The sequence below is a fragment of the Gluconobacter sp. P5B12 genome, assembly GCF_018812035.1.
Taxonomy (GTDB): domain Bacteria; phylum Pseudomonadota; class Alphaproteobacteria; order Acetobacterales; family Acetobacteraceae; genus Gluconobacter.
This window is the reverse complement of sequence record NZ_JACRVV010000001.1, coordinates 667,339-690,968: the sequence shown is the minus strand read 5'-3', so window position 1 is coordinate 690,968 and position 23,630 is coordinate 667,339. Positions and strand designations below refer to the sequence as shown.

20 protein-coding genes are annotated in these 23,630 nt (G+C 56.6%); 7 read left to right on the top strand and 13 right to left on the bottom strand.

The window, feature by feature from the left end; all coding sequences use genetic code 11:
* Positions 1–25 precede the first annotated feature (25 nt).
* The 6 genes from KP702_RS03120 to KP702_RS03095 all read right to left on the bottom strand — a co-directional run bounded on the left by KP702_RS03120 (position 26) and on the right by KP702_RS03095 (position 7,289).
* On the bottom strand, positions 26–712 hold the full coding sequence (locus KP702_RS03120) for an HAD family acid phosphatase (RefSeq protein ID WP_202206614.1): 687 nt from the start codon (positions 710–712) through the stop codon (positions 26–28).
* Positions 709–1,851 (bottom strand): MFS transporter, encoded by a 1,143-nt coding sequence (locus tag KP702_RS03115; RefSeq protein ID WP_202206613.1) that lies wholly within the window; start codon positions 1,849–1,851, stop codon positions 709–711. Before KP702_RS03115 ends, KP702_RS03120 begins: the two co-directional genes overlap by 4 nt.
* A 78-nt stretch (positions 1,852–1,929) precedes the next feature.
* Positions 1,930–2,694: a CDP-diacylglycerol diphosphatase gene (locus KP702_RS03110; RefSeq protein WP_215768482.1), complete on the bottom strand. Its 765-nt coding sequence runs from the start codon at positions 2,692–2,694 to the stop codon at positions 1,930–1,932.
* 8 nt (positions 2,695–2,702) lie between these two features.
* Positions 2,703–4,181 (bottom strand): Ppx/GppA family phosphatase, encoded by a 1,479-nt coding sequence (locus tag KP702_RS03105; protein ID WP_046899624.1) that lies wholly within the window; start codon positions 4,179–4,181, stop codon positions 2,703–2,705.
* Positions 4,182–4,187: 6 nt separating this feature from the next.
* Positions 4,188–6,380: an RNA degradosome polyphosphate kinase gene (locus KP702_RS03100; protein WP_215768547.1), complete on the bottom strand. Its 2,193-nt coding sequence runs from the start codon at positions 6,378–6,380 to the stop codon at positions 4,188–4,190.
* 183 nt (positions 6,381–6,563) lie between these two features.
* On the bottom strand, positions 6,564–7,289 hold the full coding sequence (locus tag KP702_RS03095) for an HdaA/DnaA family protein (RefSeq protein ID WP_052750013.1): 726 nt from the start codon (positions 7,287–7,289) through the stop codon (positions 6,564–6,566).
* A 101-nt stretch (positions 7,290–7,390) separates the two neighbouring features.
* Between KP702_RS03095 and purM the strand changes: the two genes are divergently transcribed.
* The 3 genes from purM (at position 7,391) to KP702_RS03080 (ending at position 10,673) form a co-directional block, all read left to right on the top strand.
* Positions 7,391–8,452: a phosphoribosylformylglycinamidine cyclo-ligase gene (gene purM, locus KP702_RS03090; protein ID WP_099210328.1), complete on the top strand. Its 1,062-nt coding sequence runs from the start codon at positions 7,391–7,393 to the stop codon at positions 8,450–8,452.
* A complete protein-coding gene (gene purN, locus KP702_RS03085; protein ID WP_215768481.1) occupies positions 8,449–9,030 on the top strand; it encodes a phosphoribosylglycinamide formyltransferase in 582 nt (193 codons plus the stop codon). The genes purM and purN overlap by 4 nt, the downstream gene beginning before the upstream one ends.
* 230 nt (positions 9,031–9,260) lie before the next feature.
* Entirely contained in the window at positions 9,261–10,673 is a 1,413-nt protein-coding gene (locus KP702_RS03080; RefSeq protein WP_215768480.1) for a DUF2142 domain-containing protein, read from the top strand.
* A 72-nt stretch (positions 10,674–10,745) separates the two neighbouring features.
* Here the strand turns inward: KP702_RS03080 and KP702_RS03075 are convergent, their stop codons facing one another.
* The gene (locus KP702_RS03075) at positions 10,746–12,149 is read right to left on the bottom strand and encodes a DUF2142 domain-containing protein (RefSeq protein ID WP_215768479.1); all 1,404 of its coding nucleotides are present in this window, start codon (positions 12,147–12,149) and stop codon (positions 10,746–10,748) included.
* A gap of 156 nt (positions 12,150–12,305) precedes the next feature.
* The gene (gene ndk / locus KP702_RS03070; protein ID WP_046899630.1) at positions 12,306–12,728 is read right to left on the bottom strand and encodes a nucleoside-diphosphate kinase; all 423 of its coding nucleotides are present in this window, start codon (positions 12,726–12,728) and stop codon (positions 12,306–12,308) included.
* Between the two features lie 114 nt (positions 12,729–12,842).
* Between ndk and KP702_RS03065 the strand changes: the two genes are divergently transcribed.
* The 3 genes from KP702_RS03065 (at position 12,843) to KP702_RS03055 (ending at position 16,932) form a co-directional block, all read left to right on the top strand.
* Positions 12,843–14,759, top strand: a complete 1,917-nt coding sequence (locus KP702_RS03065; RefSeq protein ID WP_215768478.1) for an ABC-F family ATP-binding cassette domain-containing protein — start codon at positions 12,843–12,845, stop codon at positions 14,757–14,759.
* 162 nt (positions 14,760–14,921) lie between these two features.
* The gene (locus KP702_RS03060) at positions 14,922–16,064 is read left to right on the top strand and encodes an AI-2E family transporter (protein WP_215768477.1); all 1,143 of its coding nucleotides are present in this window, start codon (positions 14,922–14,924) and stop codon (positions 16,062–16,064) included.
* 61 nt (positions 16,065–16,125) lie between these two features.
* Positions 16,126–16,932, top strand: a complete 807-nt coding sequence (locus tag KP702_RS03055; protein ID WP_202206605.1) for a MerR family transcriptional regulator — start codon at positions 16,126–16,128, stop codon at positions 16,930–16,932.
* Here the strand turns inward: KP702_RS03055 and KP702_RS03050 are convergent.
* The 3 genes from KP702_RS03050 to KP702_RS03040 are packed head-to-tail and all read right to left on the bottom strand — an operon-like array spanning position 16,892 to position 20,405.
* Positions 16,892–17,317: a hypothetical protein gene (locus KP702_RS03050; protein WP_202206604.1), complete on the bottom strand. Its 426-nt coding sequence runs from the start codon at positions 17,315–17,317 to the stop codon at positions 16,892–16,894. The genes KP702_RS03055 and KP702_RS03050 overlap by 41 nt on opposite strands.
* Complete coding sequence (locus tag KP702_RS03045; RefSeq protein WP_202206603.1) at positions 17,314–18,456, bottom strand: DegT/DnrJ/EryC1/StrS aminotransferase family protein; 1,143 nt, start codon at positions 18,454–18,456, stop codon at positions 17,314–17,316. Before KP702_RS03045 ends, KP702_RS03050 begins: the two co-directional genes overlap by 4 nt.
* On the bottom strand, positions 18,453–20,405 hold the full coding sequence (locus KP702_RS03040) for a nucleoside-diphosphate sugar epimerase/dehydratase (RefSeq protein ID WP_237389861.1): 1,953 nt from the start codon (positions 20,403–20,405) through the stop codon (positions 18,453–18,455). Before KP702_RS03040 ends, KP702_RS03045 begins: the two co-directional genes overlap by 4 nt.
* 213 nt (positions 20,406–20,618) lie before the next feature.
* On the opposite strand from KP702_RS03040, the gene KP702_RS03035 reads away from it, so the two are divergent.
* Positions 20,619–21,467: a UDP-phosphate alpha N-acetylglucosaminyltransferase gene (locus KP702_RS03035; RefSeq protein WP_237389841.1), complete on the top strand. Its 849-nt coding sequence runs from the start codon at positions 20,619–20,621 to the stop codon at positions 21,465–21,467.
* Here the strand turns inward: KP702_RS03035 and KP702_RS03030 are convergent, their stop codons facing one another.
* Together KP702_RS03030 and KP702_RS03025 are read right to left on the bottom strand one after the other, a co-directional pair.
* Positions 21,468–21,869, bottom strand: coding sequence for a MarR family transcriptional regulator (locus tag KP702_RS03030; RefSeq protein WP_202206600.1), 402 nt, complete (start codon positions 21,867–21,869; stop codon positions 21,468–21,470).
* Between the two features lie 310 nt (positions 21,870–22,179).
* On the bottom strand, positions 22,180–23,571 hold the full coding sequence (locus KP702_RS03025; protein ID WP_202206599.1) for a leucyl aminopeptidase family protein: 1,392 nt from the start codon (positions 23,569–23,571) through the stop codon (positions 22,180–22,182).
* Between the last annotated feature and the right edge of the window lie 59 nt (positions 23,572–23,630).

Genomic DNA, 23,630 nt, shown 5'->3' with positions numbered 1-23,630 from the left:
TTTTTATACCGAAAACAGATATGTCTCAGGGAACGCGATAAAACGGGTTGGGGAGAAGAAAGCCCTTCTCTGCATGTCCGTCCGCAAGATCAGAAGGCTGATCTCCCAGACTTGCAATGATCGTATACCCCTTGGCCTCGATGGCAGCGCGTGCTGGTGCCTTATAGTGCGCCGCATACCCATGAGATGTCATTGGGCGCAGATCCAGTCCGTCCCAATGCTTGATTCCAGCCAGATGAAGATTGCGTGCTGTCGCTTCGCGCTCATCTTCATGACGGCCCGTGATGAAGAACACAGCGACATGATTTCGCTCGGCTTCATCAATCAGAGCCAGCGTGGAAGCGAACGCCGGAGCACGGCCGCTCTTTTCCCAGGCAATCGCCCCGCAAGGACCTTTCGGCAGCGCATCACACGGACCATTGGCAATATAACCAAAGTTGTCCGCACGGATCTCGTCCCAATTGGAGAGTGTCGTCTCGTCAATATCGAGAACAATAGCCGGCTTGCGAACCTGAGGCGCCCGCTCGGATATCCAATGACGAGCCTGTGCGATCACCGTGTCGAAATCGTGCTGATAATCGCCGCTATCATGATACGCGCTGGCAGCCATGACAGCGTCACCAACGTTGGCAGGCTGCTCGGCGTACGCTGCAAATGGCGTGAGAGCCGCACTGAAGAAAAGCCCGGTGGCGAGCAGAAAGGAACGGGTCATGGCGGGGCCACCTTTCGCGAAAAGAGAACAAGACCGACCCCAACCAAGGCCAGAGCCGTTCCGATAACGGAAACACCGGGATAACCCAACCCCATGGACAAGGCGACCCCTCCTAAAGCGGCACCAAGCGCATTTCCAAGATTGAAGGCACCAATATTAACCGAGGATGCTAGGGCGGGTGCATCATGAGCCGCCTGCATGACGCGCATCTGAAGAGCAGGCATCAGCGCGAATGTCGCTGCGCCCCAGACAAGAGTTGCGATCAACGCACCCGGCACGGTTTGAGCCGCCCAAGGGAAGAGCAGCATGACGGCCCCTAGAATGGGGAAAAACATGAGCAGACTGCCATCCAGAGAGCGGTCTGCGCTGCGACCACCAATCGCATTTCCGATTGAGAAGCCGACACCAGTCAGCATCAGGGCAACCGTAATGACCAGTGGGCTTGCATGCGTGATGTGCTGAAGAATAGGCGTGATGTACGTGTAGAGCACGAACATGGCCCCTGCCCCGATAGCCGTTGTGGTCAAGGCGAGGAGGACGTTCGCCCTCAGCAACGCCTTGAGTTCACTTGCAACGTCTGGAACAGGGCCTGCCTCTCGAGCGGGAAGAGCAAGTTGCACGGCAATCATGGTCAGAACGCCAAGAATAGCTGTCACACCAAAGGCCATATGCCAGCCGAAATTCATACCCAGCCACGTTGCGGCAGGCACGCCAACGATATTGGCGACTGTCAAACCCATGAACATGGTCGCAACTGCACTCGCCCGGCGCTCTGGTGCAACAACGGCAGACGCTTCTACAGCGCCCAGCCCGAAGAATGCGCCATGTGCCAGGCTGGTCAGTACACGAGAAGCAAACAGAAGCTCGTAACTTCCTGCCACGGCAGAAAGGAGGTTCCCCGCAACGTAAAGCCCCATCAGGAGTGTCAGGGCGAATTTCCGGCGAAGTCTTGCAAGAAGAAGAGTAATGAAAGGCGCGCCGACCATCACGCCCACAGCGTAAGCCGTTACAAGTCCGCCCGCTTTCGGGACGGTAACCTGAAGGCCCTGTGCAATGACAGGCAGAAGACCCATCGGAGTGAATTCTGTGGTTCCGATGGCGAACGCGCCCACGGCCAGCGCCAATAAAGGCCAGTTCACGGGCAATCTCCGGGATTAGCAAGTGTTCGAGGATGATCGAACCATGCCAGTCCCGGAGGCAGAGAACAAGATGAAGGGTTACATCATCCCATTCATGTGCATACCCGGCTCCATGCCGTCCATATGCATGCTCTTGTGTTTCGGATCATCAATCTTGCACTTGTGATCCTGAACTTCCTCGCCGGACGCACGGTCCAGAGCATGAGCGACATCGTCGAGAATGACGAAGCCGCCATGATGACCCGGCGTCACCACGATCGTATGGTCACCCATGTTGTCCGCACCGATCAGACGGAAAGGGGACGGATCAAGGGTCTGCACCAGCTTGGCACGATACGGATGACCGTAAAGGGAGACCGGGGTCCAGTCCTCACCAATCATGTTCTTGTCGATTTCCCCACGGACGTAGGGCGTCAGACAATCGATATGAATATGCAGCTGGTCCTGCGTCCGGCCATCACGAGAATTGATGGTCAGCGAAAGGTGGTCGTCTGGAACGGGAAAACCATACCCTTCCGGGACCCGATGACGTTCGGACCAGGCTTCAGAGAAATAGTTTGGCGTTTCGGGCTGAAGCAGCGAAGGGTCTTCGATGCCTGGCACTTTCCGCGTCGGGATCAGTAGATACTGACCATGCCCGTACAGGTCTTTCAGGAGAGCATAGCCGTCCTGCGGATCATACACTGCACACGGATGATGCTGGGCGTCCTTCGCGCAACGGCTCCCGACAAGCTCCCACAACTTGTTACGGTCATGCCCAGGAACCTTGCCACAACCGACAAGGCCGGCACCAATCGTGAGGGCCGCACACAGTCCCAATGCAGCCTTAGTCCCGATCTTCATTCTCAAACTCATTCTTCCCTTACCTGAGCCTCAAGCTGCATGGCTGCGGCCAATCGTTCAAAGCGTCGACGGACTGCACTTCCTGCTGCACGCACACTCCGTGCACCGAGGATCAGCACAAGCTGAGGTTCTTCCACCAGCAGGCGACATTCTTCCAGCAACACTTCTGTTCCCGCGCACAGCGTATAGGCCAGACGCAGCGCCAGACCCAGCTTCACAGCACGATCAATTTCAGAGCGGGACAGAAGGCGGCGCGAGGGCTCAATCAGTGGAGAGTCCATCGCCACTTCATAACGCACGGCCAGGGTCAGGCCGATAAATGCACGGGCCGTGTGTTCGAACCCCACGCCGTGACAATGCATCACACGCTGATAGGTCTGTTCAGCACGATATTCCGGATGATCGTAGGATCCGATATCCGAAAGGGTACAGGTCAGTTGACGCAGACGCTTCTGGGACGGTGTTTCACCCCGAAAAATCGGTGTCGTCCAATCCACGAGCGCCTTGGAAAGCGTCACGCTTCGCGCCAAACGGTCCGCCATTTCCTCTGCCAGCGTCGTCATGGGATCCTCCCCGGCGACAGAGGAGGCGACGTGCCGCATGTACCAGCCTTCCCGCAGGCCATCCACGCTGAACACCACTTTGGACGGACGAACACGTTCCATCAGGCACTTGAGAACGACCGCTGCGAAGGGTGCATCACCCAACCGCTTCCGTGGGGCATTCGGCAATTTTTCAAGAGTGCGTTTTGAGGCACCGATGACCCAATCCGACATCTCGCGTGCTTCACCCTCGGAAAGCGTGAAGAGATGGACAAGATTCAGAGGATACTGCGTCCGTGCAATCTGAAGACGTGCCAGAGCCCGGAACGCTCCGCCGACCAGATACAATGGGCGGCCACTCATACCCGGAAGCCAGTTGACCTCCTGGAGCATTTCAGAGGCAATCCGCTCAGCTTCCAGCAGAACACCCTTCGCCCGATCCTGAAGACGAATGACGCCAAGCTTGGTTGTCAGGGCTTCGTAATACTGCCCGTCAGCAACGTGGATCAGCTCCAGTGAGCCGCCGCCGATATCCGCGACCAGACCATTGGCTTCCGGCAGCCCGCAGAGAACACCACGGGCCGCATAATCTGCTTCCTCAGTGCCTTCGAGCACACGAATGGCCACACCCGGCATTCTTGCCCGGATGGCAGAAACGAAGTCAGGCCCGTTGGAGGCATCACGCACAGCCGCGGTAGCCAGAACCTCGAAAGGTTCCGCTCCCATGGCCCGCGCGACGGTGTGGAACCGGCCCAACACGTCCATCGCCAAGGTAACGCCCTCGTCGTTCAGGCGACCCGTTGCATCCAGACCGCGCCCCAGCTTGAGCGTAACCTTCTCATTGAAGATGGGGAGCGGATTGCGCGCTACGCCTTCAAAAACCACGAGCCGAACGGAGTTGGACCCGAGATCGACGATGGCGGAGCGCTGTGCAGATGATGACATGAGGTTTCAGTCTTCCAGAATCCGGTCAGGCCGTTCGCGCGGGCGATGGGCCTCCGGAAGAGCTTTTTCCCGTGCGGCCGACCCACGGCCAGACAGGGAGGGATTGTTCATGAAGTACTCGTGTGCGGAGAACGGGTGTGCACCAGGAGACACCCGATGCCAACGACCATCCTTGGAGAGCGTCCAGCTCTGAAGGTTGTCCTTGATATTCATGGTCATGATCTGGCCGAGAATCTGCGCGTGGACGGTGGGATTGGTGATAGGCACCATTGCTTCTACCCGCCAATCCATGTTTCGCACCATCCAGTCCGCCGAAGAAATGAAAACTTTTGCCTTATGCGATGGCATCCGGTGACCATTTCCAAACGCAAAGACACGCGCATGCTCCAGAAAACGACCGACAATGGACTTGATGTCGATGTTGTCAGACAGGCCCGGTACACCCGGACGCAGACAGCAAATCCCACGGATGATCCCGACGATCTTCACTCCGGCCTGGGACGCTTCGTAGAGCAGGTCGATCAGTTCGGCATCGACCAGACTGTTCATTTTCAGCCAGATCCGGGCGGGACGGCCTGCCTTTGCATGCGCGATCTCATCCCTGATGAGTTGCTCAAGCGTGGAACGGATCGTCATGGGAGAGAACGCCAGCGCATCCATTTTTTCCGGCGTGGCATACCCGGTCATGTAATTGAACAGCCGCGCAGAGTCCGAAGCCAATTTTGGATCGCAGGTAAAGAACGAAAGATCCGTGTAAATCCGGGCTGTAATGGGATGATAGTTCCCAGTCCCGAAATGGGCATAAGAACGTAGCGTCCCGCTTTCACGACGGACGACAAGGCTCAACTTCGCATGGGTCTTCAGATGCGCGAACCCAAAGACAACCTGCACGCCAGCGGCTTCCAGAGCACGCGAAAGACGGATGTTGGCCTCTTCATCAAACCGTGCACGCAACTCAACCATGGCCGTGACGGACTTGCCGGATTCCGCTGCCTCAATCAGGGCATGAACGATCGGGCTATCCCGTGAGGTCCGGTAAAGCGTCTGCTTGATGGCCAGAACATTCGGATCACGCGCAGCCTGCCTAAGGAACTGCACCACCACATCGAAGCTCTCGAACGGGTGGTGGACGACAATATCTTTAGCCCGGATCGCCGCGAAGCAGTCTCCGTCATAATCCAGAATGCGTTCCGGAAAGCGCGGCGTGTAGGGCGGAAACACCAGATCCGGGCGGTCATCCACAATCAGCTGTTTGAGATCTACAACGCCCACAAAATTGGGCATGACCACGACATCTTCGTCACCAACACCCAACTCTTCACCCATTTCGCGCCCGAGCGTTTCAGGGAGCTTGTGATCAAGAGCCAGATGGATCCCAACACCGCGACGGCGTTGCTTGAGAGCTGTTTCGTAAGACCGGACGAGATCTTCCGCCTCGTCTTCAAACTCAACGTCCGTATCGCGGATAATCCGTAGGACACCGGCCGCACCAATCATGAGACCGGGGAACAGGCGATCTGCGAACAGGCTGATCAGGTCTTCAAGCAGGATAAAGCGGATTTCACCCGTGGCATCCTTGCCTTCGTCGACCCGTGACGGAAGGCGCAGGAAACGCGGCACCTGTGCTGGCAGCAGAATCAATCCGTCCATGACATGCTTGCCCGACGCAGGGTCCTTGAGACGCATAACCAGCGCCAATCCCATGTTCGGAATAAACGGCAACGGGTGTGAGGGATCGACTGCGAGTGGGGTCAGAACCGGAAAGACGCGCTCATCAAACAGGTCTGAGAGCTGCGCAAGATCAGTCCCATCCAAACCTTCTGTGGATAGGATGGAAATCCCGGCATATTTCAACTCGTCTTGAAGCTGATGCCAGACCCGCTGCTGCTCTGCGAGCAGAAACCGGGCTTTCTGACGGACGGCCGAAAGCTGCTGAACAGGTGTTGCTCCATCCGGGCTCCGAACGACCAGCCCTTCCCGAACCTGCCCCACCAGACCCGCAACACGTACTGAATAGAATTCGTCCAGATTACTGGCGCTGATGGACAGAAAACGGACACGCTCCAGAAGCGGATTGCGCGAACTTTCGGCTTCTTCGATGACGCGTTGATTAAAGTCGAGCCAGGAAAGCTCCCGGTTGATGAACCGCGCTGGGGATGTTGGCATGTCAGCATAGTCTTCAGCTGTCGGAACAACCATTCTGCGCCGCCGGGCCCGGGTTGCGGCTGGCGTCAGATTCCCTTCGCGCGGCTGGTTACGCGAACGTCGACGGGGAGTTGGCTTATTATTTTCAGTCGTCACGATGGTCTCTTCCGGGAAGCTCGAACCAAAACCCGTTTAAGATCAAGGCTTGGGAGAAGTGTGTCAAACGTAGGTTTTATGTCATTCCTCTGACATATCAGGCATCAGAAGATCGGGAAGCATTTCTCGCGCCAGCGCCCGTGTAATTGCGGTTCCACGGGCAAGAGCCGCATCATCCAGCCGCTCAACCGCCGAAACCAGAGCATTTCCCGTGCGCGGCAGATGACGCCAAAGCCATTCCGTAACGGACTGCGAAACAACGAGCTGACGATCCGCCAGAAGAGAAAGCAGCAACGTTGCCCGCAGATCATCTTCCGGCTCTCCCGTGGCCGTCGTTGCGGTCGCACGGAGCCGGCTTCCCAGATCTGGCAGGGAGACATGGCTGCGTGACGGTGGAAGGCGCCCGACCATCAACACCCGGTCCCCCTGCGTCAGCGCGTCATTCAACAGGTGGAGCATGGTCGCCTCATCCCCCGGCGAATCGGCATTATCAATCGCAAGATTTCCCCTTACGCGAATACGCCCTCCCGAAGAGGCGTGAGAAAACAGGCGCGCATCCAAAATGGTCGCATCGTGCTCCTGCGCCCAGACAGACAACAGATGGGTTTTTCCCGTGCCCGCTGGCCCCCAGAGCCACAATCGGCCATCAGGCCACACTTTGCGTGAAAGCCACGCGCGCGCAGGCGCATTTGAAGGGCTCGTGATGAAGCGTTCAGCTGTCATCGCGGTCGGACGACGCAGAGGAAAGGCCATCTGAGGTCCGGCATCGCTTATGGCGTGCCCTTCCTGTCCGTCCTGTTTTGTCATCCCTCATCCCTTTTCATGCCGTTACGCCTTCAATTCAAGCGTTCCGCCCGCGTGCAGGATGCTCTAGAACGGCGTCACGTCAACCAGCGGGAAGCTTCATCATGACCGATCAGCCCGACACCTCACAGGGCGCCAGCTATGCACAGGCTGGTGTAGACATTGCAGCAGGCGATGCCCTGGTCGATGCCATCAAGCCCGCAGCCAAAGCCACGAACCGTCCTGGCACTATGGGCGGACTGGGCGGCTTCGGTGCCCTGTTTGATCTGAAGGCTGCCGGTTTCACCGATCCGGTCCTTGTCAGTTGCACAGACGGCGTGGGCACGAAACTCATGGTCGCGATCGAAGCCGGAAAGCATGATGAGGTCGGAATTGATCTCGTGGCCATGTGCGTAAACGATCTGGTCGTTCAAGGCGCAACCCCGCTGTTCTTCCTCGACTATCTGGCGACCGGCAAACTCTCCATTGAAGATGCCTCAACGGTCGTGAAGGGCATCGCCCATGCCTGCGCAGAGTCCGGCTGTGCGTTGGTCGGTGGCGAAACTGCAGAAATGCCGGGCATGTATGCACCGGGACATTATGATCTCGCCGGCTTCAGTGTCGGCGCGGCAGAACGCGGCGCTCTCCTTCCCGCAGGCATCCGCGAAGGCGACGCACTGATCGGAATGCCCTCCTCAGGCGTTCACTCGAATGGCTTTTCTCTGGTTCGGGAAGTTGTCCGCCGTTCAGGCCTCGGCTGGAACGATCCGGCTCCCTTCTCTGAGGGGCACACACTCGCCGAAGCCCTGCTGACACCCACGAAGCTCTATGTTCGCAGCGTGCTGGATCTGCACGCCAAGGGCCTGCTCCATGGCTGCGCGCACATTACCGGCGGCGGCCTGCCAGGCAATCTGCCGCGCGTCCTTCCGGAAGGTCTGGGCGTTCGCATTGACGGTTCGTCGTGGGTCGTTCCTTCCGTATTCCGCTGGATGGCAGAAACCGGAAATGTTTCAGCTGATGAAATGCTCCGTGTCTTTAACTGTGGCATTGGCATGGTTCTCGTCACCCCTGAGCCAGAGCGCGTTCTGGCTGAACTGGAAGCCCGTGGAGAAAGCGCTTTCCAGATCGGTGAAGTTGTCCGTTCCGACGAGGCTTATGCCCTGACCGCACCGGTCTCCTTCGCATGATGCAGAAGACGCCCATCGCTGTGCTTATCAGCGGGCGTGGCAGCAACATGGGTGCACTGATCGAGGCCTGTGAAAGGCCGGATTTTCCGGCTCGGATCGTACTCGTGCTCAGCAACAAGCCGGATGCGGCTGGTCTGGAGGTCGCCCGCGCGGCCGGTCTTCAGACGGCGGCCATTGACCACAAGGCATTCGGGAAAGACCGCGAAGCTCATGAACGCAAGGTGGACGCCGCCATCCGCGCTTCCGGAGCTCGGCTCGTCTGCCTTGCCGGATATATGCGTGTCCTGACGCCTTATCTCGTCAACGCCTGGGATGGCCGGATGCTCAACATCCACCCGAGCCTCTTGCCCGCATTTCCGGGCCTGCACACACATGAGGCTGCCATTGCTGCCGGCGCAACCGAGCACGGTTGTACTGTCCACCTTGTGACTGCGGGCGTGGATGAAGGGCCTATTCTTGGACAAGCGCGTGTGCCGGTTCTGAAGAGTGACACACCCGATGCACTTGCTGCACGCGTACTGGAACAGGAACATGTCCTGTATCCTTCGGTTCTACAGAACTACATCAACAGACAGTAAGCAGACGGCGGGATGAACAGAAATTTCTTCTTTCATCCCGCTCCTCATTTTATCTGAGCACTGTGTACTAAAGACACCTCTCAGTTAATGCCCTGCCGATAATGACCGCAAAAACGCTCAGCACTTCCAAAACTCAGTTTTATAATTTGCGGATTGCCTTACTCTGAGTGGGTGCATATGAGCCCAGATGACAGTCGGTCATGTGCCCCAACAAGGAAATAAGCACTGATATGAAGTCCGTTTCGTCATTTTTTGCGTTCTGCAAAACAAACCTGCGGCTTCTTGAACTCGCTTATCTTCTCGCAATTGCTGTTATCGGCGTTTTTCTTGTGTACCGCGTCACGCCTGTTAGCGGCGTAGATGAAGAATTCCATTTTTACCGCGCGCAACAGATCGCTCAGGGAAATCTTCTGGCACAGCGTTATTCGGGGCATATGTTCGGGGGTGGACTCGACACCAGTATGCTGACCTGGGTGCGCTATTTCAATGCAAACCGGGACCAGCATAAGCCTTCTGACAGCAATGTCGCTGCGCAGATCGCAAAGGATCTGGAGAACGCCAAAAGAGACCGGGAAGTCGTTCATTTCCCCTCGACCGCTTCATATTCCCCACTGATGTATATTCCCTCAGCCACCGCCATGATAATCGCCAATGCCGGACATGGCGGCGTGGATACAAGATATTACGCTGGTCGTTTAGGGAACCTGCTTGGATACATCGGGATGCTCGCACTCGTCCTTGCGGTGCTGCCCGTAGGACGATTGGCCGTCCTTGCCCTGATGACCACGCCAACAAGCCTCCATCTGGCGACAACATATAGCGCCGATCCTGTCACCAATCTGGGATCAATGCTGTTCCTCGCCTGCTGCCTACGGGCCCGGATGGCCCCTCCCGAAGACCGGAAAATCTGGATCCGGCTGATTATCGCCTTGGCCGCTCCGCTGGGGCTTTTCAAATTAACCTGCAGCTTTCTAAGTCTCGGCTGCTTTCTTGTGCCAACGAACTCCTTTCCGACCCAGAGAAAATATATCCAATTCTGTATGACGGTCGTTGGATTGAGCCTTGTCTCCGCCGTTGTCTGGAACGGAATTTACCCATTCACTCCTGCGCATTACTGGAATACGGGAGGAGATCCTAAAGTCCAGATCCTGACCATGCTGAAGCACCCATGGTCTTTTGTTCGGGAAATCGCTGAAACTTACCGTGTTGGCTCGCACTGGTGGTGGGAGGACGCATGGGGACGTTTTGGCGGCGGCCCAGTGCCACTTTTCTTCAAGATTGGTGAAGGCACTGGGTATGTAGCTATAGCTCTGATTGTTCTGTTGGCTCTCGCTGATAAACGACCCATTGCTAGTCCACGATCCGGAGCAATCCTGATTGCGCTTGGTGCGCTTTATTCTCTCTTAACCATTCTGGCATTCTACGTTGGGTTCTCTCACCTTGGAGAGGACACTGTCAGCGGCCTTCAGGGACGTTATTTTTATATAAGCTGCGCTGCTATTCTGAGTGGCGTTCTGTTGTTCCTGCCGCGCCAGAACAAGACGTATCAAACGATGTGTGCGAGCCTATTAAGCGCCTATTTCGTTTGCGTTGCGCATGTCTGCATTGAAGCAACCGGCATTTATGCGCGTCTTTGGAATTAACGCATAGAAATCCAAGGGGTCGGCTACTTCTTTCGCGGAAACCGTCCCCTCACTATTAAATGGTCACGGCAATTACCAATACCGCGCCAGTATCGTCTGAACGATAGCGCCAAATCCTACCCATAACCCCACCGTAAGAAGCCCGATTTCAACGGCCTTTGCTTTAGCAACAGACAGAAAATGGGGCGTTGATGCGAAAGGAAAGATCAGTACTGAGAAAATTGCAGCGGGGATATAATATCTTCCCTGAAGGCCACCAATATAACTGTCACCGACGGGGGTCCAGATAAGATAGAGAGAAAGGCTGACAGCGCTGACAGTCCCAATGGACACACAAAATATGAGCGCCTTTCTCAGTAGCTCGTCTCTTCCAATTTTTCTTGTCAGGTAAAGGCAAGAGAAAATACCTACGAGAATGAAAAACATGACTTCGAACTGGTAGAACCAGTCTGGAAGTCGTGCATCAAGCCATCCCAGAACACCGACAAACTGGCCCATCAAGGAATGAACAGAAACCCTGAATGTGTGCAGAAGTACTGTGATTGTTTTGAACGGGTGAGAAAGAACGAAATGTAGCTGACGCGCCGCATCAACGCCATCTGCTGAGCGAAAAGGGATCTTCGTTGAGCGAACACCCATAACCGACCATGCCAGAGCAGCAAGGGCGGCAAACACACACGCACCCGCAGCCGAGCGCCAGGCTGCCCATGGAGCAATGATCAGCGGTAGAAACGCGATGAGAATATAAGGTGGCTTGGATGCAATAATGCATCCCATCAGAAGCGCGAGTGTCGGCCAGAACCATCTGTTCTTGCAGAAATCATCATTTAATCGCGTCATGAGAGCCGTACAGACTGCACAGGCTGTGATCAAAGGCCCATCCTGAGAGCAGGATGCGAACAACGACAGCGACATAGGCATTGAGAGAAATGCTGCAATAATCAGTCGTCCCTGACGGACAATCGCAAGGGCGAACATTCCGGCAAGTACGCAAAAGACGGCGCTGGACAGGCGCGCCAGATAAAAAGACTTTAAAATATCTTCATGAAGTCTTTTGCCGACTTCAATCCCCACCACTGATGGAAAATAAAAGATCGGAGAATAGATCACCGTGTTTGGAAAGCCTGCTTCCCGCTTCGGACTTTTCCAGCTTAACGGTGCGCTGCCGAAGATACGGTTCCAGTCTACTTTCCGTTCATATCGACCTTTGAGATCATCATATCTGTAAGCGAATACAACGCTGTCTTCAGGAATGACACCACCGCTATCAGAGGCACTGAAACGATGGCCGATCAACTGTCCCTGAGAGATCTGTATGGCTCTCTGAAAATGATTTGGCTCATCTGCGACCTGTAATGGCGGGGTCGCGATCACCAGAAACATCAGGCAGGCAGAGACCAGAAGTCCCCAGACAATAGCCAGCGGATATTTGTAAAGGAAAGAAGTTGTAGCGTCGTTGCCCACAGATCGAACCATGCCTCTCTTCCGTCATCATGCCGCAGAGTGGGCCTGGATGACAGCGGAACCGGGAACGTGTGAAGGCTGACCAGTCGGGGCGTTCAGATACCGTCCCAAATCATTGGAAATGGAGAGCCACAGAACCTGCGGCTCTCCATTGGCAGAACCCAGACCTTACGGCAGGATTTCTGTCTCAGCGAAGAAGAAAGCGATCTCGTTCTTCGCGTTCTCAAGGCTGTCAGAACCGTGCACGGAGTTTGCTTCGATGCTTTCAGCATAAAGCTTACGCACGGTGCCCTCAGCTGCATCAGCCGGGTTCGTTGCGCCCATGACTTCACGGTGCTTTGCAACAGCGTTCTCAGCCTGCAGAACCTGCACGACAACCGGCTCAGCGAGCATGGAGGACACGAGGCTGCCGTAGAACGGACGCTCCTTGTGAACTGCGTAGAAAGCGCCAGCCTGCTTCTCGGTTAGCTGGATGCGCTTCTGAGCAACGATGCGCAGACCGGCTTCCTCGAACACGGCATTGATCTTGCCGGTCAGGTTACGCTTTGTGGCGTCGGGCTTGATGATTGAAAGCGTGCGCTCGAGAGCCATCTTTCTTCTCCTGTTGGACAAAGGGGTAAATCCCGCCGTTCCACTAGAGCAAATTCGTAGTTCCTGATAGGTCTGTCGCGGTTTTTTCACTCTTCCCGACTGATCGAGGCGCCCGTGAGCCTGCTCACCATCACTGACCTGACTCTCCGCATCGCCGGCCGTACCCTGCTGGATGGCGCATCGCTGACAGTCGACCCCGGTCGGAAAATTGGCCTCATCGGAAAAAATGGGGCTGGAAAATCAACACTTCTTGGCGCGATTGCAGGGGATATTGCCCCGGATGGGGGCACCATCACGCTTGCAAATCGGGCCACAATGGGCCGCGTGAAGCAGGAAACACCATCTGGTGACACCTCGCTGATCGACACGGTGCTGGAAGGCGATATCGAGCGCGCGGCCCTCCTTGCCGAAGCCGAGACGGCCACGGACCCTGCCCGTATCGCAGATGTGCATGAGCGCCTGATTGCCATTGACGCCTACACCGCCCCGGCCCGTGCCGGTGCCATCCTGTCGGGGCTGGGCTTCGATCAGGACGCGCAGCTTCGCTCGGTCTCGGACTTCTCAGGCGGCTGGAGAATGCGTGTCTCGCTGGCGACGGCCCTCTTCCTCAGCCCCGATCTCCTTCTGCTGGATGAGCCCACCAACCATCTTGATATCGAAGCCACCCTCTGGCTCGAATCCTGGCTCGCAAAATTCCCTGGTGCGGCTCTGATCGTCAGCCATGACCGATCACTTCTCGACAATACAGTCGATGCCATTGCTCATCTGGATCATCAGAAACTCAGCCTGACGCCCGGCGGCTACGACAACTTCGTGCGCATCCGGACAGAACAGGCCCTTCAGCAAAACCGTATGGCTGAGCGCATTGCAACACAGCGTGCGCATATGCAGTCCTTCGTCGATCGCTTCCGCGCGAAAGCCACGAAAGCCAAACAGGCTCAGGCCCGCCTGAAAGCGCTTGAGCGCCTTCCGCAGATTGATAGCGTGGTGGAAGACACGCCGACGCGCTTTTCATTCCCGGAACCGCAGCCCCTTCCCCCACCGATGATCACCCTCGACAATGTCAGTCTAGGGTATGACGGACGGGTGGTTCTCAAAGGGCTGAACCAGCGGCTCGATATGGAAGACCGAATCGCGCTTCTGGGCCAGAACGGGCGCGGCAAGTCCACATTTGCCAAGCTACTGGCCGGACGTCTTGATCCCATGGCGGGATCTTACAATCACTCGCCAAAGCTCAAGATCGGCTATTTCGCGCAGCATCAGGCCGATGAACTTGTCCTGTCTGAAACACCGATCGATCACATGGCCCGCGCCATGCCTGACGCGACGCCGGTTGCCGTACGCTCGCAGCTCGCGCGCTTCGGACTTGATGTTAATCGCGCTGAAACCCGTGTTTCAGAATTGTCCGGCGGGGAAAAAGCACGCCTTCTTCTCGCGCTCTCCACGCGTGACGCCCCGCATCTTCTCATCCTCGATGAGCCAACCAACCATCTTGATCTTGACGCACGCGATGCCCTGATCCGTGCCCTTTCCGAATTCGAGGGCGCGGTAATCCTCATCAGCCATGACAGCCATCTGGTGGAATCCGTGGCGGATCGGTTCTGGCTGGTTGAAGACGGGACCATTGCGCCGTTTGACGGTGACATGGCGGAATACAAGGCATGGCTGGTCGAACGTGCTCGCAAGGCCAGAGCGGAAAATACGGAGCGGAACAGAAACGCCAATCGCCCGGCCTCTCAGGAAGCGTCTCAGGCGACAGCTCCCCAGAAGAAAATTGACCGCAAGGAGCTCACACGAGCGCTGGCCCCTCTCCGCCGGAAAATTCGTGATGCCGAAGCGAAGCTCGCTCAGATCAATCGGGAAAAAGAGAAAATCGAAGCCAAGCTTGCCGATCCGGAGCTCTATCAGTCAGGGAATCCCGGCGAAATCGCGTCTCTGAACGCGCATCTCTCGGCTTTGAACACGACGCAGGAGCAAACGGAGGAGCTTTGGCTCGAAGCGCAGGCAGAACTGGAAGAGGCTTCGGCCTGACAGGGCTGCGGATCGATCTGCACCGTCAGGTAGCCTGCTGAAGCTTGCTTTCACCGCCATCAGCACTCCGGGAGAGTATCGTTAGACGACATCAGCCGATTGACCCGCCTTCCCGAAGTCCATAAGCCAACACCGGCTTACAGATTCAGGATGGACCGGCTGATGCCCATTTCGTTTTCCGACCCGAAGGACCGAGACGAGAAGGAACCGCGCGCGCGCGAACTTTCCAAGATTGCCAGCCTTCTACGGATCGCCCTGACTGTGACACTGATCCTGTTGGCCGTCTGGCTGATGAAGGATGTGCTGGCAGTTGTCTTTGCATCCGCGCTGATGGCTGTCGTCCTGCACGGCCTCGCCCGGATCGTGCGGCGCCACGTCTCGTTCATTCCTTATCAGGGCGCTGTTGCTCTTGTCACAGTGGTTATCCTGCTTGCAATGGCAGGCCTTGTCTGGAGCAGCGGCCCGGCGATCGGGGACCAGTTCATTCGCCTCAAACAGGCACTTGTCCAGCAGTCCGGCGATCTGAAATCGCATCTTTCAGGCTCCACTCTGGGCCAACTCGTTCTGGATCACCTACCAACGGCCGTAGGCGGAAACGATGCAACGTCTGGCAGCCTTGGGTCACTAGGCTCGGGTCTCGCAGGATCCGTGACCGGCATTCTCAGCAGTGCCTTTGGTGTATTGGGTACACTGGCTGTCATTCTGATTGCCGGCCTGTACTTTGCCCTGTCGCCTGCAATTTACATTGACGGCTTCCTGCGCCTCGTTCCTTCCCAACACCGTGCATCGGCGCGTGAACTGCTCATGGCCGCTGGAACTACGCTCTGGGCATGGACAGCCGGTCAGGCACTCGACATGCTTGTCGTAGGCATTCTCTCCGGCATTGGCCTGTCATTAATTGGCGTTCCTCTCGCGCTGGCGCTGGGTGTCGTTGCCGGCATCTGCAACTTCATTCCCTATATCGGTGCCATTCTGGGTGCTGTTCCGGCCGTGCTGCTAGGTCTCTCCATGGGGAGCCAGGAAGCCCTGTTCGTGGCGATCCTTTACAGCGTCATCCAGTTCTTCGAAGGCAACGTCCTCGCACCGCTTATCCAGCGCCGCGCGGTCCATATGCCACCTGCCGTTGCTATTCTGTCCCAGACGGTTTTCAGCACCATTCTTGGCATTCCGGGCCTGATCCTGGCGTCCCCAATCACGGCAGCCCTGCTGGCTATGGGAGACAAGGCAACTGCCCCTCTCGATGACGAAGAGCAGACCCGTCGCGACGTCGGCGAGATTTCCGAAGACGAAGCGCGGAAAGACTGAATATTTCGCTTGCTCCTGACGTAACGTCATCATTGCAGATGATGCGTCAGGAGGAAGATCAATGACTGCAAAGACCCTGACCATTGGCGAACTTGCCAAAGCCAGCGCAACAACACCCCGGACACTTCGACATTTCGAAGCTTTGGGACTCATCAAGCCAGGCCGGGCTGAAAATGGCAGACGCGTTTACACGCTCCAGGCAATCAGCACGCTGGCACGCATTTTTCTTTTAAAGCGGATGGGATTCAGTCTCGCTGAGATCCGCTCCCTGGAACTGAAGCCGGCATCCCCAAAAGATATCATAGAGACCCAACTTTCCCTGCTCTCAGCACGTAAGACAGTATTAGAAAGAACAATTTCCCAACTCCGCACCACCCATCATCTAATCTCTGACCAACTCTCTGGTTCGGAGAGCCAGATTTACGATGGCCCGATGGATCTGGTGGCGTTTTGCCTTCTGCTGCGAGAAGGAGAAGCCATTCTAGAACGGGAAAACATTCAGCCCGTTTTTGAAAAATACTTTACTGCCGAAGAACAGATGGCATGGCAGACGCAGATGGATCGTCACTTCCCAACTGGAGACAGAACATCCTATCAGGTTCTCTGGGAACGACTTATCGTGCGCTGTGAAGATGCTCTTGCCCGCTCGGTCGCTCCATCTGCCCCAGAGGCGCAAAGGCTCGCAAAGGAATGGCTGGAACTTCAGAAGCCTTTGCAAGATGCCGTGGGCCCGGAACTCTGGCGCAAGACGGGTACAATGTACGAAGACATGCAGGACTGGCAGACACCTGAACGACAGGCGCCCTTCAGTCCTGAAGTATTCAGCTTTATCCGTGAGGCTGCAACTCTGCTGGCTGGAGCGCCGTGAGAGACGCGTCTTCAAAGGCGTTCATGCGGTAGGGGCCATCGTCCTCAAGCTGCACGCCGACGATGTCCGCTTGATGCTTATGCTTCCAGATGGAAATGATGACCGGATGATTGTCTGCGTTATTCATGCGCAGAATAACTTCCCCCTTCGAAGGCGGACGTTCCCCACTGGGGCCCCAGGCCGTCGTGTGCGACTGAAGCCACAGGTTGATGTCCTGCACTTCAGCAGCACTCAGATCCCGGCTGACAGGTGCAATAATCTTGCCTTCCGTCACAGGGGGAAACTTCCAGGCGTGGATCAGCGGCCAGGCAACGAACCAGACAATACCAACAGGAATAAAAACCAGTGCACAAAAAGCCAGCAGCAGCTTCTGTTCGCGCCTCATAATGTGTCTCCTGCCCAGCTTTTCAGGGCTTCCGTAATACGACTCACTTCTTCATCCGTCAGCTCTGGCTGGATGGGCAGCGCCAAAATGCGCGCTCCCAGACCTTCTGAGACTGGAAGAGCAGCTCCGTCATGATGCTCGCTGTAAGCCGGCTGATGGTGAAGCGGTTTCGGGTAATAGACTGCCGTCGAGACACCTGCGGCTTTCAGGTGCGCCTGAAGAGAATCTCGTTTCGCCGCATCCGGTAGCAACACGCTGTAGATCGCCCAGGCACTTTTGCTGTCAGACACCCGCACAGGTGCTTGAATACCTTGCGGCATGGCGCTGTCATAAGCGCAGGCAATGGCTTCGCGCTTGGTCAGCTCATCTTCAAAAGCATCCAGTTTCGCCAGAAGAACAGCCGCCTGAATCGTGTCCAGTCGACCGTTGATGCCAATGCGCTCCACTTCGTAGCGCGTCTTGCCCTCACCATGCGTTCGCAGGGAACGATAGAGGGTGGCAAGGTCCTCATCATCCGTCAGAATAGCGCCGCCGTCTCCGTAGCCGCCGAGAGGCTTGGACGGGAAAAATGATAGCGTTGTAGCACGCGCCTCGTGCCCCAGACGGCGCCCGTGATAAGACGCCCCGAAAGACTGCGCGCAGTCCGCAATGAGCGTCAGACCTTCCTGAGCAGAAAAAATTTTCAGTTCATCCCACGGCGCAGGCTGACCGAAAAGATCCACCCCGATCAGAGCTCGCGGTTCCAGTTCCCCAGCATTCCGCACAGCGGCCAGCCGCTCCGCGAGAGACGTCAGACTGATCTGGAACGTATCTGGTTCCACATCAACGAAAACGGGTGTTGCGCCCAAAAGGAGGACAACTTCAGCCGTCGCCGTATAGGTGAAGGCTGGCAGAAAGACCGCATCGCCCGGTCCGATCTCTTCTGCCATCAAAACCATCAGAAGTGCATCGGTGCCCGAAGAGACGCCAACAGCATATTTCGCGCCCCCGAACTCGGCCAGCCGCTGCTCAAGTTCCTCGACCTCGGGGCCCATGACAAAGCGACAATGCTCAAACACTGCGTCAACACGGCTCTTGATCGCGTCTTTCAGACGAGCCTGCTGTTTGGGCAGATCCAGGAAGGCTATCGGGGTAATCATGCAGTGACCTCCGCATCAGGCTGTGAAAGCGCGACCGCAGACGGCGCCTTTCCATCCCGGTTATGGTTGAATTCCGGCACTAACCGGTGAAATATTTCCATGACAGCTGAAAGATCTTCGCGGTGGCACGCCGCTTCCAGCGCATTCATGGCATCAGTCGCGATATTGAAATCCACTGTCCGGGGAGACGCCATTCTCAGACCTGGCGCATCTGTCGGCACTGGGGCTTCCCGGCCATGAAACAGCTCTTCAAAAAGCTTCTCGCCAGGGCGCAGGCCCGTAATCTGGATTTCCACGTCTGTTTCCGGTTTGAGGCCAGCCAGACGGATCATCTGACAGGCAAGATCCATGATCCTGACCGGATCGCCCATATCCAGAACGAAAATGCCGCCCTGCCGGAGACGCTGATCCGTTGTATCTTCCCCGCAAGCAGCTTGAGTGCCACGGACGGCAGCCTGAAGCACCAGCCCCACCGCTTCAGGGATCGTCATGAAGTAACGGGTCATGTCCGGGTGGGTTACGGTCAGCGGGCCGCCATGTTCAAGCTGGCGGCGAAACAGGGGGACGACAGACCCTGTAGACCCCAGGACATTCCCAAAACGCACGGTCACACACCGCAAACCGCCTTTACCAGCACGCGCACGCATATCGAGCGCCTGTCCATAGACCTCAGCGCAGCGTTTGCTTGCCCCCATGAGGCTGGAGGGGTTAACGGCCTTGTCCGTCGAAATCATCACCATCGCCTGCGCACCTGAACGCTCGGCCTCGTCCAGAACAATGCGGGTGCCCACGACGTTGGTCAGAACACCCTCGATCGGATTTGATTCCACGATCGGTACATGCTTGAGCGCGGCGGCATGGAAAATAAGTGCTGGACGGTATTCCATGAAAATTTCGGAGATCCTGCCGCGATCACGCACATCAGCAATAATCTGATGCCGCTGAACCGCAGGATATCGCTCTGAAAGATCCAGATTGATCTGCCACAGCGCATACTCACTGTTCTCAATCAGAAGAATGGCAGCAGGCCTGAACGAAGCAATCTGTCGCGCCAGTTCAGATCCAATGCTGCCGCCAGCCCCCGTTACAGCGATGACCTGACCGGCGATCAGGCGGCTCATCCCTTCGCTATTCAACGCTACCGGAGGTCTGTTCAACAGATCTTCAATGGCGACGGGACGAAGCTCAACACTGTCTGCAGGCTTCAGATCAGTCAGAGAGGGCGTTCTCTGAACATCAACACCATACTCACGCGCCACTTCGAGGATACGGGACAACGGAGCGCCCCGCAGTTCGGACGTGGTGATAACCAACGTATCCGGCAGGCGCCCCGAGGCTGACATCTGCTTCAGAATTTCAGGCGTTTCATCAATCGTTCCAAGAATGGGACAACTGTGAATGCGTCGCCCTGCCTGCTGCGTCCCCCCTGTTAGAAGCCCGACAACGCGACGCCCCGCCTGATGATCCCGCTCCATTGCGCGAATGAAAAGATCCGCTTCGTGATCAGCACCGAGTAACAGCACGCGCTCACGCTCAGCGACCATAAGGCGACGACGCGCTGTCAGCCGCCAGAACATACGCAGAGCGCCCAGGCATGTCAGGAGAACCAGCGCATGGATGACCGGAAAGGTCGTACTTGGAAGTGGATAGCCAGCCAAATGTAGCAAGGCTGAAAATAGTGTCGCACTGACAACGGAAGCGCAGGCAATGTTGAAAAGATCAGAAAGACCAGAAAACCGCCAGTATTGCTGTGCCATACGAAAAGGCAGCCCACTGACCAGAAGCGTAATCCCCCCCCCTGCTACAAACCAGAGCGGATGAAGCAGTCCTCCATGAGGGTCAGCCAGCCAACGTGCCACAGGGGCTGCCGCTGCGGACACGACTCCATCCAGAAGAACATTGAGAGCGATGCGTCTCGCCTGTGCGGTCGTGCGACCTGTACGGCTGATAGCGCTAGACGGGGCCGGAAACTGAGGGCCAGAAGATGGTGTGACTTTCACGTCTCCCTTATAACGCCAAAACCACTGTTCCCATAAAGTCCGTCCATGCCCTTTTCTTTGTCGTCCTTTCTCTCCGGTCTTACCCTGCTGGACTTGTGTGCCGCAGTCCTGTGCACGGTCCTGGTCGTCCTAATGATTCAGGCCGGAATTATGGACACTCCCGTGCACCGCAGCTCCCATACGCGGCCAACACCCAAAGGCGGAGGCATCGGCATTATCGGAGCTTTTCTGCTCTGCGCGTTACCAAGCCTGTTTCTCAAAGGGCAGCCCATCCTAAATCCGTCCGTCATCGGGATGCTGGCCGGCGTTATTCTACTCGCTGCCGTTTCCTGGCTGGACGATCTGTATTCTTTCAGGGCGCGTTACAAGCTTGGTGCACAGTTCATAGCCGCCTTTTTGGCCGCGGCTGGAACAGGCGCATCTCTGCCAATGATGGGGATTTTCATCCTGGGGGCCGTGTTTATCACCAATGCCCTCAACTTTATCGACGGGATTAACGGGTTAGCCTCAGGCACGATGATGATTGCCGCGGCCCTTCTGGCGTCAGCAGGGATACAGCCAGTTATTTTCGTGCTGTTCGCGGTGTGCCTTGCAGCATTTCTGCCATGGAATTTTCCCAAAGCCCGCATTTTTATGGGAGATGTTGGCAGTCAGGCAGGAGCGCTTGTCATCGCCTGGGGGGCCATGCAGCCTCTTCATACTTCGGCGCTCATCGTACTCGCAGTGCTTTCAGGCGTGCTGTGGGATGTCCTCTTTACGCTGGCTCGCCGCGCCCGCGCAGGCGATCGACTGGCCGAGGCCCACCGTGGGCATCTTTATCAGCTCGCAATCCGCTCAGGACTGCCAATGCCGCTTGTAACGACTGTCTATTGGGGATTTGCACTGTGGGGTGCAGCGGCCTGTCTGGCCAATGAGTGGCTTGTAATTGCCCTGCTCATTCTTCTGCCTCAGCTTTGCTGGACAGGATATATCTGCACGCGAGCCAGAGCCCGCGTGCAGGATCGTTGGTAATCAGCCAGCGCGACGTGTGCTGATACGCTCGACAGAAGCAGCTGCGCGCTCTGCACGAACCGGACGGGTACCAGAAGCTTCAGCCATGACAGCGCGCATCTCACGCAGGAAGGAAGAACCCTTCAGCGTGCGCTGCACGAGTACGGAACGACGATCCAGCGGATCAACCTTACGACGTGCCAGATCCAGCTCACCCAGACGGTCCAGAGCGCGTGTAATGGCAGGCTTGGACACCTTGAGCTCCGAAGCCAGACCACGAACGGTGTGTGCACCGTCACGCAGGTAGCAGGTCAGGAACACAGCGAGCTGGCGGGCAGACAGATCAGGACCATCACGGCGCACCATGGAGACGATGGTGTCGCACAGAAGGTGAAGCATCTGGTCGTTGTTAGCCTGAGGCATTTCTCTCTCCTTAACGGTCTGCCCTCCCTGTTGCCCGATTGGGCAACAGGAAAAAGAACAATCGAGCCTTGCCGGCCCGAGGGGTTACATCTGTGGCTCACCCCATCATGGGATTGAGCATTGGTCTTCTACATCTGGTGTTTTGAAACGCATCCGCAAGTATGCGGGTTTCAAAACGATTTATGCTGCGGCTAGCAGCTTTCGAACATGGAAGGCCGTATGCCCTATCAGAAGCAGATTTACACCCCATAGTTTTAAGACAATCATATTACGGTTCGTTAAGGATCACCTTCCCGTCAGGTTCTTCACTTCACGAAGACCTGCGAATGTTTGTTATCATTTTAAGAAGCGCACGAAGTGCCAGCGTCTCGCCACCCTCTGGCCGCCCTGGAGAATTGGCGTCATTCCACGCGTAAGTGTCTATATGCAGCCACTTTTGCCCCTCCGGGACGAAGCGCTGAAGGTAGAGAGCCGCTGTAATAGAGCCAGCCATTGGTTTGGATGTTATATTTCCGACGTCGGCTATTTTACTATCTAGCCATGCGTCATAGCCATGCCAGAGTGGCAATCTCCACAAAGCATCAGCAGTATCTGAGCCCGATTCGAGCAGTAATTGAGCCAGTTCATCACTGTTGCTAAACACCGCTGGAAGGTCTGGACCGAGAGCTACGCGCGCAGCGCCGGTCAGGGTTGCAGCGTCCACAATGTAATCTGGGGCAGATTCAGCGGCTTCCGTTATCAAATCGCACAACACCAGACGCCCCTCTGCATCCGTGTTGCCAATCTCGACCGTTTTTCCGCTTCGCGTCCGCAGAACATCGCCGGGGCGCATGGCATGGCCAGACACACTGTTCTCCACACATCCCAGACGCAGTTCCAGATCCACATCCAGTTGCAGATCAATCGCCGCGCACATGACGGCCAGAAGCAGGGCCGCACCACCCATGTCTTTTTTCATACGCAGCATGCCTGCTGCGGGCTTCAGGTCGTATCCCCCCGTATCGAAGCACACGCCCTTCCCAACAAGAGACAGACGTGGCGCGCCTTCACGGGCTTTCCAGCGAGCAACGACGACAGCAGGCTTGCGTTCAGACCCCTCACCTACCTCTGCCAAACATGGATATGCGGCCTTCAGGTCATCGCCCTCAACAATACGAACGTCTGCTCCACGATTTTCTAAAGCCCGATAAGCCGACAGGGCCAAATCTTGCGGGCCAAGCAGATTGGCGGGCGTATTGATCAGATCCCTGCCAAACCAGTTTGCTTTCGCATAGGCAATAACGGTAGCCGCGTCGTCCGGAACAACCAATCGCGTGGTGAATGACCGCACGACCCCAACACGATATTGATATGTTCCCATGGCGAACCCGAGAAGAGCAGTTTCCTGAACGGCGCTTTCCATCCCGTGCGGCAGAAGGCTCCAGTCACCCTCCGGAAGAACCGTTCCCAGCACACCAAAGGCTGTCGGGTCATTCAGGCGCCCCTCATCGACGCAGAGTAGAGCCGCTCCCGCCCCACCGTCACCGGGCAGAAGCGTAAAAGCGCCATCTTTTGCCTTGAACCCCTGCGCCGTCAGAAAAGACGCGTGCTCTCCCAAGAGACCGGCAATCGTCTTGGCATCCTGTGCTTTCACCAGATGTACAACGCGGGGTGTTGGAGCCTCGCTGGCGGAAACAAAAGGGAGCTGGATGTGAGAACTCATGAACCTCTTTCCTTAAAAGATCGAACCTTTTGGCTCGAACGCTTGCTTTTGTTCCGCAG